Source organism: Mesorhizobium sp. M1B.F.Ca.ET.045.04.1.1 (assembly GCF_003952465.1).
In the GTDB taxonomy this organism is placed as follows: Bacteria; Pseudomonadota; Alphaproteobacteria; order Rhizobiales; family Rhizobiaceae; genus Mesorhizobium; species Mesorhizobium shonense.
The window spans coordinates 7,358,585-7,371,313 of record NZ_CP034448.1 but is presented as its reverse complement, the minus strand read 5'-3'; the positions used below and the strand labels follow the sequence as shown (position 1 = coordinate 7,371,313).

Annotated in this window: 14 protein-coding genes; 3 read left to right on the top strand and 11 right to left on the bottom strand. The window is 63.9% G+C overall.

Going from position 1 to position 12,729, the window contains the following annotated elements; all coding sequences use genetic code 11:
• The first annotated feature begins 54 nt into the window (after positions 1 to 54).
• From EJ071_RS39890 to panC, 3 genes are all read left to right on the top strand, one after another.
• Complete coding sequence (locus EJ071_RS39890) at positions 55 to 312, top strand: hypothetical protein (RefSeq protein WP_245460113.1); 258 nt, start codon at positions 55 to 57, stop codon at positions 310 to 312.
• A gap of 87 nt (positions 313 to 399) precedes the next feature.
• Positions 400 to 1,245, top strand: coding sequence for a 3-methyl-2-oxobutanoate hydroxymethyltransferase (panB, locus tag EJ071_RS36345; RefSeq protein ID WP_126102144.1), 846 nt, complete (start codon positions 400 to 402; stop codon positions 1,243 to 1,245).
• Positions 1,242 to 2,123 (top strand): pantoate--beta-alanine ligase, encoded by an 882-nt coding sequence (gene panC / locus EJ071_RS36340; protein WP_126102143.1) that lies wholly within the window; start codon positions 1,242 to 1,244, stop codon positions 2,121 to 2,123. Before panB ends, panC begins: the two co-directional genes overlap by 4 nt.
• 154 nt (positions 2,124 to 2,277) lie before the next feature.
• Here the strand turns inward: panC and EJ071_RS36335 are convergent, their stop codons facing one another.
• The 11 genes from EJ071_RS36335 to EJ071_RS36285 form a co-directional block, all read right to left on the bottom strand.
• Positions 2,278 to 3,261, bottom strand: a complete 984-nt coding sequence (locus EJ071_RS36335) for a beta-ketoacyl-ACP synthase III (RefSeq protein ID WP_126102142.1) — start codon at positions 3,259 to 3,261, stop codon at positions 2,278 to 2,280.
• A complete protein-coding gene (locus tag EJ071_RS36330) occupies positions 3,258 to 4,523 on the bottom strand; it encodes an adenosylmethionine--8-amino-7-oxononanoate transaminase (RefSeq protein ID WP_126102141.1) in 1,266 nt (421 codons plus the stop codon). Before EJ071_RS36330 ends, EJ071_RS36335 begins: the two co-directional genes overlap by 4 nt.
• The gene (bioD, locus tag EJ071_RS36325) at positions 4,520 to 5,158 is read right to left on the bottom strand and encodes a dethiobiotin synthase (RefSeq protein WP_126102140.1); all 639 of its coding nucleotides are present in this window, start codon (positions 5,156 to 5,158) and stop codon (positions 4,520 to 4,522) included. The genes EJ071_RS36330 and bioD overlap by 4 nt, the downstream gene beginning before the upstream one ends.
• Positions 5,155 to 6,297 carry an 8-amino-7-oxononanoate synthase gene (locus EJ071_RS36320; RefSeq protein ID WP_126102139.1) on the bottom strand — a complete coding sequence of 381 codons (1,143 nt, stop codon included), beginning with the start codon at positions 6,295 to 6,297 and terminating at the stop codon, positions 5,155 to 5,157. Before EJ071_RS36320 ends, bioD begins: the two co-directional genes overlap by 4 nt.
• On the bottom strand, positions 6,294 to 7,292 hold the full coding sequence (gene bioB / locus EJ071_RS36315) for a biotin synthase BioB (RefSeq protein ID WP_126102138.1): 999 nt from the start codon (positions 7,290 to 7,292) through the stop codon (positions 6,294 to 6,296). The genes EJ071_RS36320 and bioB overlap by 4 nt, the downstream gene beginning before the upstream one ends.
• Positions 7,293 to 7,340: 48 nt before the next feature.
• A complete protein-coding gene (gene panD / locus EJ071_RS36310; protein ID WP_126102137.1) occupies positions 7,341 to 7,793 on the bottom strand; it encodes an aspartate 1-decarboxylase in 453 nt (150 codons plus the stop codon).
• Positions 7,794 to 7,863: 70 nt separating this feature from the next.
• Entirely contained in the window at positions 7,864 to 8,157 is a 294-nt protein-coding gene (locus tag EJ071_RS36305) for a hypothetical protein (RefSeq protein ID WP_126102136.1), read from the bottom strand.
• A gap of 10 nt (positions 8,158 to 8,167) precedes the next feature.
• The gene (nadC, locus tag EJ071_RS36300; protein WP_126102870.1) at positions 8,168 to 9,049 is read right to left on the bottom strand and encodes a carboxylating nicotinate-nucleotide diphosphorylase; all 882 of its coding nucleotides are present in this window, start codon (positions 9,047 to 9,049) and stop codon (positions 8,168 to 8,170) included.
• The gene (locus tag EJ071_RS36295; protein WP_126102135.1) at positions 9,049 to 10,587 is read right to left on the bottom strand and encodes an L-aspartate oxidase; all 1,539 of its coding nucleotides are present in this window, start codon (positions 10,585 to 10,587) and stop codon (positions 9,049 to 9,051) included. Before EJ071_RS36295 ends, nadC begins: the two co-directional genes overlap by 1 nt.
• Positions 10,584 to 11,549 carry a quinolinate synthase NadA gene (nadA, locus tag EJ071_RS36290; RefSeq protein WP_126102134.1) on the bottom strand — a complete coding sequence of 322 codons (966 nt, stop codon included), beginning with the start codon at positions 11,547 to 11,549 and terminating at the stop codon, positions 10,584 to 10,586. Before nadA ends, EJ071_RS36295 begins: the two co-directional genes overlap by 4 nt.
• 64 nt (positions 11,550 to 11,613) lie before the next feature.
• On the bottom strand, positions 11,614 to 12,579 hold the full coding sequence (locus EJ071_RS36285) for a hypothetical protein (protein WP_126102133.1): 966 nt from the start codon (positions 12,577 to 12,579) through the stop codon (positions 11,614 to 11,616).
• Positions 12,580 to 12,729: the final 150 nt, after the last annotated feature.

The window sequence follows — 12,729 nt, the reverse complement described above, 5'->3', positions numbered from 1 at the left end:
TTTCGCTTCGAAAAGGCATCGCCCGGCAGCGCGAAGGACATCCTGAGCGTCTGCATGGCGAGCGATTTCCGCGCCCCCGATGCTGACGGTGACCTTCACGTCGTCGTGCCGTCTTTGCACCCACGGAATCGCCTCAATATGACGGCGGATGTTCTCGGCGATGATCATCGCCTGCTCTTGGCACACATCGCGCAGCACTCCAAACTCTCCCCCACCAAGGCGACCAATCGCGTCGCCGGCGCGCACAAGGAGACGCTTACCGAACTGAGAAATTGCTGTCCCGCCAAACTCCAAGAATTCGTCGGCAAATGATTGTGCGCTGCAAATTCTCTCTTCGCATCTGCACAAAAATATGGCACATGCTTCCACCCGCTGACGTTGGGGAAGGAGAGAGGCCTGGTGAGCGCAACCGGAGGATCGAAGGCATTGACAGTGCCGGACATCGCGGCGCGGAAGGGCAAGACGCCACTTGTCTGCCTGACGGCCTATACAACGCCCGTCGCCAGGCTTGTCGACGACCATTGCGATGTGGTGCTGGTCGGTGACAGTGTCGGCATGGTGCTGCACGGCATGCCGTCGACGCTGGGCGTCACACTCGAAATGATGATCCTGCACGGCAAGGCGGTGCGGCGCGGACTTCAAAGCGCTCTGATGGTCGTCGACATGCCCTTTGGCTCTTACGAGGAAAGCCCCGCACAGGCTTTCCGCAATGCGGCCCTGGTTATGGCCGAAACCGGAGCGGCGGCGGTGAAGCTGGAAGGCGGCGAAAGCGTCGCGGAAACAATCCGGTTTTTGACCGCGCGCGGCATACCCGTCATGGGCCATGTCGGACTGACGCCGCAGGCCGTCAATGCATTTGGCGGTTATCGCATTCAGGGACAAGGCGCGGATGCCGAACGGATCCTGCGCGATGCGACGGGGGTGGCCGAGGCCGGCGCATTCGCCGTCGTGCTCGAAAAGATACCTGAAGCTCTGGCTCGGCTGATCACACAGCAAGTGGCGATCCCAACAATCGGTATAGGTGCATCGCCGGCCTGCGACGGGCAAATCCTTGTTGTCGACGACATGCTAGGTCTGTTTGGCACTTTTCGGCCAAGATTCGTCAAGCGCTACGCAGCGCTGGGAAGCGACGCCGAGGCAGCGATTGCGGCATACGCAAAGGATGTGCGCGAGCGCAGCTTTCCAGCGCTTGAGCACGTCTTCGGCCATGAGCCGGGCCCAGTCACTGAAGGAACAGCCGAATGAGCGCCGCGATCGTCCGCATCGTCTCCGAATTGCGTAGCATCGTTGCCGCCTGGCGCCGCGAGGGTCTAAGGATTGCCGTTGTGCCCACCATGGGCGCCCTGCATGAGGGTCACCTCAGCCTCGTGCGGTCAGCACTTGCCAAGGCTGATCGCGTGATCGTGACGCTGTTCATCAACCCGATGCAATTCAACAATGCGGCTGATCTGGCTGCCTATCCGCGCACGGAACATGATGACGCCGCCAAGCTCGCTACGGTCGGCGCCCACATTCTTTATGCTCCCAATGCCGCCGACATGTATCCGCCCGGCTTCGCGACCAGCGTTTCGGTTAGTGGTGTGAGCGACGGGCTTTGCGGCACGTTTCGGCCCGGCCACTTCGATGGCGTGGCGACGGTGGTCACGAAGCTCCTTCTGCAGACCGGGGCCGACCTGGCGTTTTTCGGCGAGAAGGATTTTCAGCAGCTCCACGTCGTGCGCCAGCTTGTCCGTGACCTCGATATTCCAATTGAGATCATCGCTGGTCCGACGGTGCGCGAAGCCGATGGCCTGGCAATGTCGTCGCGCAACGCGCGCCTGTCTTTGGCTGAGCGCAACAAGGCGCCTCGGCTGGCTGAAATCCTGGTTCAAACTGCCAGGCAACTGAGTTCAAGAGAATCTGTAGTGCGTGCGCTGACTGTCGCGCGAGAGGCGATCCTGGCCGCCGGCTTCTCCAGGGTCGAGTATCTCGAACTGCGCGCGGATAGTAATCTTGCCCCAATGCTCACATTAGATCGACCAGCGCGGCTGCTCGTCGCCGCTTGGCTCGGGGAAACGAGGCTAATCGACAACGTCGAGGTGGCGTTGCCGCGCGCTGAAGCGTTGCATCAAGCCGCTGCCTGAATCGAGAGGCGTGACAGAACGCTCCGGCGTCGTAGAGATACGGCCTGGCGTCTCGTACGTTGCCCTGTCACCTTTTATGGCGCTCAATGAGTCCTAATGGTTGAGCTTGGAACTTGTTCGGGCCCTGTGTTGCATCGGGTTTGGGAATCCCAATTCAAACGCCAACCGCTAATGCCCCGCCAGTTAGCCCCGCGCCCGCCGCCGCCAGCAGCAGCTTCTCGCCCAGCCGAAAGGGATCGGCGTTGTGGGCAACGGACAGTGACAGGGGGATCGTCGCGGCCGACGAGTTGCCATGGTCGGCAATGGTCTTGATGATGCGGTCATCCTCAATGCCAAGCGACTTGCCGACAGCGTTGAAGATGCGGGCATTTGCTTGATGCGGCGCGAACCGGGCGACGTCCGTTGTGGAAAGACCGGCCGCTGCCAGCGCCTCGACGGAACAGCGGCTCATCATCTCCACGGCCTTGACGAAGACCTCGCGGCCGTCAGCGATGGTCATGCGGGTTTCGGCAATGTCGATGTCTTCCGCGAAGGGACGGTTGCTGCCGCCCGCCGGGATATGGATCATGCCATAAGCGGACCCATCCGAGGCAACCGAGGCACCGAGTATGCCGTGGCTGGGATCATTTGACGGGGCCAGCACCACCGCACCTGCGGCATCGGCGAACAACACGGCGCTCGCCCGCTCGGTCGGATTGATCCGGCGGCTCAAAATGTTGGCGGCGATGACGATGGCCGGCTTGTTGTGCAGGCGCACGAAGCCGTCGGCGAAGGTCATGGCGTAGATGAACCCGGCGCAGGCGCCCGCCAGGTCGACCCCCCCGGCCTTTTCGAGGCCGAGCCTGTGCGCCACCAGTGGTGCGCTCGGTGGCAAGAGATGGTCCGGCGTAGAGGTGGCGAGCAGCAGCAGGCCGATATCCTTGCGGTCGATGCCGGCTGCCTGAAGCGCCATGTCACCGGCCTTGGCCGCCAGTCCGGAAAGCGTGTCGTCGGGCTCTGCCCAGAAACGCGTGCGGATGCCGGTGCGCCCCTCGATCCAGCCTGCTTCCAGCCCGAGGCTTGCCTCGATCTCGGCATTGCCGACTTTTCGGGCCGGGACGTGATGGCCAAGGCCTATGATGCGCGCTGTGCGGTTCATCTCTTGTCACCCGCAAGTCCGGCCGCCTCGTCTATTGCCGCGTAGAGGCGATCGAGTTCGTCGGACGTCACGCAATAGGGCGGCAGCACGTAGATGACGTTGCCGAGCGGTCGCACCAGCAATCCGCGATCGAGGAAAAAGGCGCGCAGCCTCGGGCCGACCTCGGCCAGATAGCCGGCATTGCCGACGCTGAGGTCGAGCGCGGCGATGGTGCCGGCCGTGCGCACATTCTCGAAACGCGGATCCCCGTTGAACCGCGCTACCTTCTCCGCCTGCATCCGCGACAGCGCGGCCACGCGCTCCGCCACCGGCTCGTCGTTCCAGATACCAACATTCGCCAGTGCTGCCGCGCAGGCGATCGGGTTTGCAGTGTAGGAACTCGAATGGAAGAAGGTCTTGGACCGATCCGTCGAGTAATGCGCTTGGAAGATCGCGTCGGTGGCAAGGGTCGCCGCAAGCGGCAACGATCCACCCGTCAGTCCCTTGGATGTGCACAGAATATCGGGCGCGACCGCCGCCTGTTCGCAGGCGAACATGGTGCCTGTGCGGCCCCAGCCGGTCATGACTTCATCGGCGATGAAAAGCGTCCCCGAGCGCTCGGCAATGCGCTTGAGTTCGGCGAGAACTGAGGCCGGATACATCAGCATGCCACCGGCGCCAAGCACCAGCGGCTCGACGATCAGCGCGGCAACCTCGTCGTCACGCGAAAGCCGTTCGAAGGCATCGAGCGTCTGCTGCTCTTGGCCGGCGGCAGGGAAGGGGATGGTATCGACCTGAAACAACAGCGGTTCGTAAGCGGCGTTGAAGACGCCGCGCGCGCCGACGCTCATCGTGCCGATGGTGTCGCCGTGATAGCTGTGCTCCATGACGACGATGCGCGAGCGCGGCGCGCCGGAGTTGCGGTGAAAGCCGAGAGCCATCTTCAGCGCCACCTCGACGCTGGTCGAGCCGCTGTCGGAAAAAAAAACCCAGTCGAGGCCTGGCGGCGCCATGTCGACCAGCGCCGACGCCAGTTTCTCCGCCGGCTCGTGGCTGAGGCCGGCGAAGATCACCTGGTCGAGTGTCTCGGTCGCCTCCCGGATCGCCTCTACGATCTTCGGGTGGCGGTGGCCGTGGGTGATGACCCACCAGGAGGAAATCGCATCGAGGATGCGCTTGCCCTCGCGCGTCTCGACATAGGCGCCTTCGGTGCGAACGATCGTTGGCGGCACCGGCTCGGTGGCATGCTGGGAAAAGGGATGCCAGACGGCGGAGCGGCTCATGACTGGACCTCCATGAAGTCGGCTACCTCGAACGAGGTCTTCATGGCCGCGGACAGCGCCTCGGGCGTCAGCGGATCGAGACGCGGCAGGCGGCCGAGCATGCGCACCTTGCCGATCTCGGCGATCGTCCTTTGCGTATCCGCCATCTCGTCGCCGATGAACGCGATGCCCAGCAGCTCTATGGAGCGGGCACGCAGCGCCTCGATCGAGAGCAGCGTGTGGTTGATGGTGCCGAGGCCGGTGCGGGCGCAGAGTACCACCGGCGCGCGCCACCGTGCGAAGACGTCGATGTAGAGCGTGCGCCTGTTGACCGGCACCATCAGCCCGCCGGCGCCCTCCACGACCAACGGCCGGTCGGTTGCGGGCAGCACCAATGCATGTGCATCGATTTCCACGCCATCCAACTCGGCGGCGCGGTGCGGCGAGAGCGGCTCGTTGAGGCGCCAGGCTTCCGGCAGCACCCGGTCGGCGGGCAAGCCGGCGAGCCGCGACACGGTCTCGCTGTCGGTCCCTTCCTGGATGCCCGCCTGCACCGGCTTCCAATAGATGCCGTCGAGCAAGCCGGTCAGGCCGGCCGCGAACACCGTCTTGCCGATGCCGGTGTCGGGGCCGGTCACGACGATTTGCACCGTCATCGCGCGCGCTCCCATTCTTCGGCCAGCGCATCGAACAGCGCCGAGACGTCGTCCTCACCGACATTCAGCGTCAGCGAGAGGCGCAGCCTTGCCGTGCCCTCGGGCACGGTTGGCGGGCGGATGCCGCGCACGTCGAAGCCGCCCGACTGCAAAGCCTGCGCCAGTGCCATGGCGCGGGCATTGTCGCCGACGATGATCGGCAGGATCTGCGAACCGCTCGGAGCCAAGCCAAGGTCCTCGGCCCTCTTACCGGCAAGCGCGACCAGCCCTGCCAGACGCTCGCGGCGCTCCGGCTCGTCGGCGACGATGTTGAGGGCCGTTGCCGCCGCCACCGCCATCAGCGGCGAGGGCGCCGTGGCATAGATGAAGGGCCGGCAGCGGTTGACCAGATAGTCGCACAGCACTGCCGGCGCGGTGACCAGCGCGCCGGAGGCGCCCAGCGCCTTGCCGCAGGTATGCAGCACCACGACATTGTCTCGGCCTTCGACATCGTGCGCGAGTCCGCGCCCGTTCGGGCCGCAGACGCCGGTGGCATGCGCCTCGTCGACGAACAGGAATGCGTCGTGGCGATCCGCGACCTCGATCAATTCGCTGAGTGGCGCCCTGTCGCCGTCCATGCTGTAGAGGCTCTCGACCACGATCCACGGCCGGCCGGTCCCACCCATGAGGCGCCAAGCGACAATGGCGTCGTCAATGGCGGTCGCATCGTTATGTGAAGCTCCAACGACATCGGCGCGGCCGGATCGAGCGCCCTCATGCGCGCTGGCGTGAACGAATTCGTCCAGCACGACCAGATCGCCCTTCCGGGGCAAGGTCGTGAGAACGGCGAAATTGGCGACATAGCCGCCGCCGAAGAACAGCGCGCGCTCGGCGCCGAAGAAGTCGGCCGCCTTGGCCTCGAGCGCCTCGTGTTCGGGGTCGTTGCCGCGCAGCAGCCGCGAGCCGGTCGCCCCGACCGGGGTGCCGGCCGCGAGTGCGGCGGCGACTGCCTCTTTCACGCGTGGCGAGCGCGCGAGGCCTAGATAGTCGTTGGAGGCGAAGTCGGCGCCCGAGCGGCTGCTCAACGTGCGCAGCCGGTGCTTGCGGGCAAGACCATCTAAGGTCGCCCTGTAGCGGTCGAGGAAGCCACTGCCGTTCACAAGGCCTCACGCGCAAATGGCTTGATGCCCAGCCGGCGGAACAAGGCGCTGTCCTTGTCCTCTCCCGGGTTTTCGGCGGTCAGCAAGGTGTCGCCGACGAAGATCGAGTTGGCGCCGGCGAAGAAGCACAGCGCCTGCATCTCGTCGCTCATCGCCGTGCGGCCGGCCGAAAGCCGCACATGCGATTTCGGCATCATGATGCGGGCGAGCGCAATGGTGCGCACGAATTCGATCGGCTCGATGGGGTCGGCCTCGCCAAGCGGCGTGCCCTCGATCGGGATCAGCATGTTGATCGGCACGCTGTCGGGCGGCTCCGGCAGGTTGGCGAGCGTCATCAGCATGTCGATGCGGTCGGCCTTCTCCTCGCCCATCCCGACGATGCCGCCGCAGCAGACCTTCATGCCGCTGTCGCGGACATTGGCGAGCGTATCCAGCCGGTCGGCGAAGGTCCGGGTCGAGATGACCTCTGCGTAGTAGCGTTCGGAGGTGTCGATGTTGTGGTTGTAGTAGTCGAGCCCGGCCTGCTTGAGCCGTTGCGCCTGATCGAGGTCGAGCATGCCGAGCGTCATGCAGGTCTCCATGCCGAGCGCCTTCACGCCCTCGACCATGGCGACCACGGCGTCCATGTCGCGCTCCTTGGGGTTGCGCCAGGCGGCGCCCATGCAATAGCGCGTGGCGCCCGCGTCGCGCGCCTTCCTGGCCTCGGCGATGACGCGCTGGACCTCCATCAGCTTCGAGGCCTTGAGGCCGGACTGGTGATGCGAGGACTGGCTGCAATAGCCGCAATCCTCGGGGCAGCCGCCGGTCTTGATCGAAAGCAGGCGCGACAACTGCACCCGGTTGGGATCGAAATTCTCGCGATGGATCGTCTGGGCCCGGAAGAGCAGGTCGTTGAAAGGCAGGTCGTAGACTGCCTGGGCTTCCGCCCGCGCCCAGGGCGGATGGGCCCAACCGAGAGGGTCCGATGTCAGGTCCGGGCCAAGTTCCGCGTTCATTCCACCTCCATCAACAAAAATCAGCCAAGAAAACGGACTTCGGAGCCGTCACGATCTGCCCACCAGCGCCGGCACGGGCAGGGGAGTGCGAGCTTCGTCGAGGATGGAGAAGCTGTAGCCTCCTCCCGCATCGCGCTCGACTGAATAGGTCAGACGGTCGACGACGCGATTATCCTTGTCGAAGGTCAGCACGCGCGGTTTGAGCGTGATGAGCTCCGCCTGGTCCACATAGACCGAGTTGCAGATGATGACCTGGTCGCCTGGCTGGCAGGTGCGGGCCGCGGCGCCATTGAGAATGCAGCAGCACGAGCCGCGTTCGCCGAGGATGACATAGGTCGAAATCCGCGCGCCCGAATTCTTGTTCCAGATCTCGACGAATTCCATCGGCAGGATGCCCGCCTCCTCGCAATGGTCGGGGTCGAGCGTGACCGAGCCATGGTAGTCGAGATTGGCCTCGGTGACATGGATGCCGTGCAGCTTGCCGGCAACGATTTTGCGCATTTCTTCCTCCAGAACACTTCCAATCATGAGCCACACCCGTGTGTCTCGCGTCCTCGGTCGTTCTCGGTGGCTATCGCGGGGTTTGTTCGGCTTGAGCGGATGAACGCTCCCTTCTGATCGCATCACAGGATTCTGTGAAGGCGACGTCCAGTAAACAACCGAGTGTTTCCAGTCCATGAGAGGCAGCCATCTGGCGCAGTTCGTCGAGCCGGCAGATGATAAAGCCAAGAGCTTCCGCGCGCTCCTTTGTTTGTTGCTGGTCCGTCACTTCAGCGGGCAAGATTGTGTCGGCAGTCGATGAAGCCGGAGGCGTTCTAGCGTCGGGTATCCTCCGGCCAAAGGAGTTCCTGAGATTCTGGTTCATATCCCTTCCCTCAGTTCAAATGCCTGCTGCAATTGCGGTCTTTCGGCATGTCGAGGCCGATGTCGAGGATGGGAGCGCTGTGGGTGAGCCAGCCGACGGATATGAGGTCAACGCCAGTCGCAGCAATTGCTGGAGCGGTAGCAGGCGTCACGCGGCCAGACGCTTCGGTGATCGCCCGGCTGCCGACCATCGCCACGCCCTGGGCAAGATCCTCGACCGACATATTGTCGAGGAGCACGGCGTCGACGCCGGCTTGGAGCGCCAGATCAAGTTGTTCCAGCGTGTCGACCTCGACCTCGATCTTGACCATGTGACCTATGGCGCCGCGCGCTCGTTCGATCGCGGTGCGGATATCGCCGGCAAGTGCGATATGATTGTCCTTGATCAGCACGGCGTCATCGAGCGCGAAGCGGTGGTTGGCGCCGCCGCCAGCGCGCACGGCGTATTTCTCCAGGACACGCAGGCCCGGTGTCGTCTTACGTGTACACACAATCTTTGCATTATGGCCGCGCACCGCATTCACGAGCGTGGCCGTTGCCGTTGCGATGCCGCTCAACCTGCACAGAAAATTGAGCGCCGTCCGCTCCGCCGTCAGCAGGCTGCGCGCAGGTCCCGTGACGTTCGCGATTGTCTCTCCGGCCGATACCTTGCCGGCCTCGGGACAGCGCAACTGCATGCTGACCCCGGGATTGACCAGCAGAAAGGCAAACATTACGAGGTCGAGCCCGGCGACAATACCGGCCTGCCTTGCATTCAAAGCAAACGTTGCCTCGCAATCGGCGGGGATGATGGCATCGCTGGTGATGTCGCCGGCTCTGCCCAAATCTTCCAGCAGGGCACCGCGCACGATCGGCTCCATGATGATCTGGGGAAGCGGTGCAAGCAAGGTCATCATCGGCTCCGTTCGGATGTTTGACAGCTGAGCCCAACGGCACTCTCAAAAGCTGTGCAGAGCGTCAGTCGCGACGGCAGGGCTTCGGGATTGCGGCCGGGAAAATCGGACCGGTAGTGCGAACCACGGCTTTCTTCGCGTCGAAGGGCCGCGAGCGTGATCAACAGCGCCACCAGCGCCGGGTCCGCCGCCGTCGTCTCGCCAGCGGCGATCGGCAGCAGTGTCGCAACGGCCTCGCTCAGCGCCTTGCCATTGCGGACAATACCGAGCTGATTGGAAACGACCTGGCGTATGGATGAAGGGTCGGGTCGCAATGGAAGCATGGAGGGAACCCTGGGCCACTGCCACCCGGAGCTGGTGCCGGAAACGCTTGCTGCCACCCAGGCAGAGGTTGCAACCGCTTCGGCCAGCGAGTTGCTGGCAAGCCGGTTGGCGCCATGCAGTCCGGTGCATGCCACCTCGCCACAGGCCCACAGCCCATTAACGGTGCTGCGCCCTTCAGCGTCAACCGCGACGCCGCCCATATGATAGTGAGCGGCGGGACGCACGGGGATCGGTTCGGCCGCCGGATCGATCCCGGCCTGTTTGCACGCAGCGTCGATTGCCGGAAAGCGTTTTGCGAATTTTTGCCCGAGGCATTGCCGCGCGTCGAGATAAACACGATGCCCGGCCGCGAGATGATGCGCGATTGCGCGTGCGACCACGTCGCGCGATCCGAGCTCGGCGCCGCGAGTGTCAGTCAGGAATCGATCGCCATGTTCGTCGACAAGCACTGCGCCTTCGCCGCGCACTGCTTCGCTGATCAGTGGCATCGGCCGGCGCGGATTGTCGAGCGCGGTCGGATGGAACTGCACGAACTCCAGATCCGCCAGCTCCGCGCCGGCACAGGCTGCCAGCGCCAGGCCGTGGCCGAATGAGGCAAGCGGGTTCGTGGTATCGCCAAAGAGGCCGCCGATCCCGCCGGTCGCCAGCACCACGCGGCGGGTGGGCAATGCGAAAACGCCACTGTGCAGGACGGCCAACAAGCCCACAATGCGTCCCTCTGCAACGACCAGGCGAAGGGCTGTCGCACCTTCCATGATTGTGATCGAACGGGTTCGCCGCGCCACGGCGAGCAGCGCATGGAACAACTCAAGACCTGTGGCGTCCGCGGCGTGGACGATCCGTCGCCTTGAATGGGCTGCCTCGAGGCCGAGCCGCAGTTGTCCGTCTAGAGCGCGGTCGAAGGGAGCGCCAAGACGAATGAGGTTCTCGACAGCTTGAGGCGCGGCCTTGACCACTCGCCTTGCCATTTCTTCGTTGCAAAGCCCATCACCCGCGGCAAGCGTATCGGCGAGGTGCAAATCAGGGCTGTCGTCCTCGCCGAAACTGGCAGCCAGTCCGCCTTGGGCGAGGGTGCTCGAGGCATCCGTCCCAAGCGGGGTTCTCGAAAGGAGGACGACTGGTTGCGGCGCCAGATGCAGCGCGGTCATGAGGCCGGCAAGGCCGGCGCCGATGATGACCGGCGCCCCGCCAATGTCATGAATGTATGGCATCACACGAAGAGCATGCGCTCGACGGCCCAGCGGGCCCGCTCGGCGACACGCGGATCGATGGAGACGATGTGGCGGTTCTGCTCGAGCGCGCTGCGGATATTGGCTAGCGTAATGCGCTTCATATGCGGGCAAAGATTGCAGGGACGCACGAAGTCGACGTCAGGATGCTCGACCGCGACGTTGTCGCTCATCGAGCATTCCGTCATCAGCACCACCCGCGCCGGCTTGTGCCGCCCGACATAATCGGACATTGCCGCCGTCGAGCCGGCAAAATCGGCTTCGGCGACCACCTCGGGTGGGCATTCGGGATGGGCGAGCACGGTCACGCCGGGATGCGCATCCCGTAGCTCGCGGATATCGGCGGGACTGAAGCGCTCATGCACCTCGCAGCGTCCTTTCCAGGCGATGATCTCGACCTTGGTCTGCGCCGCGATGTTTTTTGCCAGATATTCGTCGGGCAGCATGATGACGCGTGGCGCGTTGAGCGACTTCACGACGGCCAGCGCATTGCCCGACGTGCAGCAGATGTTGGATTCGGCTTTCACGTCCGCGGATGTGTTGACGTAGGTGATCACCGGGACGCCGGGATAGCGCTGCCGCATCAGCCGCACGTCCTCGGCCGTGATCGAGTCAGCCAGCGAACAGCCGGCGGCAAGGTCCGGAATGAGCACGGTCTTGCCGGGATTGAGCAGCTTCGCCGTCTCGGCCATGAAATGCACGCCGGCGACGACGATCACGTCCGCGTCGACCGTCATCGCCTTGCGGGCAAGCGCCAGGCTGTCGCCGACGATGTCGGCCACGCAATGGAAGATCTCTGGCGTCTGATAATTGTGCGCAAGGACGACGGCATTGCGCTCGCGCTTCAGGGCCAGGATGGCGTCGATGTCATCGACAAAGGCTGGCCACTCGATCGGCGGGATCACTCGCCGGACGCGCTCATAGAGCGACGCGGCCGTAGGTAACATCAGCGCCTCCGCTTATTTCCCGGCTGAAAATAAGCGGCATATATCTACGCCGACTATAAAGGTGTCAAGCCCGCGCAAGCGGCAATTTTGTCCCCACAACAGCAGCACTATCGTCGAGAACGGCGCGGCGGAAGCGAAAGAGCTTTGCCGGCCGCCCGCCCGTATCGAGGGCAGTTTCGCCGGTCTCCTCGACCAACTCCTGCTGCTCGACGAGCCTGCGGAAGTTCGGCTTGTTGATAAGTCGGCCGGCCAGGGCCTCCACCGTTCGCTGCAACTGGAGCAGGGTAAAGCTCGGTCGCGTGAGTTCGAAGACGACCGGCCGGTATTTGATCTTGGAACGCAGCCGCGCGATGCCTGTCGCAAGGATCCGGCGATGATCGCAGACCATCGGCTTGCCTGACACTGTTGCCGGGAGGGTTATGCTCGCGCCGCCGCCAGCTTCTCCGATCAGGCCCGCCTCGAAAAGCAGCTCATAGCGCTGCAGCGTGAGGTCCTCGTTCCAGGGGCGATCGTCGAAGGCAAACGCGATCGCCGCGCGCTGACGGCGTTCGCGCCGCGCTGCCATGCTGCTGGCGCCCTTCGCCCAGGCAATCAGGCGCCGGTGCAGGATGCTCAGTGCATCCGGCGCCCCCGACCGGTGGTCTTCCCATGGAAAATACGCGTACCAGCTTTTCCAGTCGCAATTGCGCGACACGGCAACAGCTTCCTGCCGGATCAGCGCGAGATAGCTGATCGAGATGTTGCGCTGTTTGCGCCCAGCCTCGACCCGGTCGCGGTCAGCGAAGGTATAGAGCTGCTCGATATAGCCCAGCGGGTGGCCTGTCTGCTGTTCGACCCAGTCCCTGAGGCCGGATTGCAGGGAGCGGTGGCTAAGCTCGAACGGCCCGGAGGGCAATGCATCCTGCTCTCCGATGGTGAGGACGCAAGGCTCGCGGTCGGTCACGGCAGCGACAACCGCGATCAAGTCCAAGTTGATGTCGCGGCCTTCCCGAGCGTTGCTATTTTTGTTTCGTGTTGCTTGGTCTTGCATGTTGCAGAACGTGGCCGTGCTCTGTGAGGTGACGCGGCTAAACCGATTTAACGTGTACCATGCCGGGCCGCGCGTCAATGGCGTACCTGTACGGTGTTTTGGTGCTCGCACTTGCATAAAACTGGTCCAAACGCGACACCCGCGGTAGGT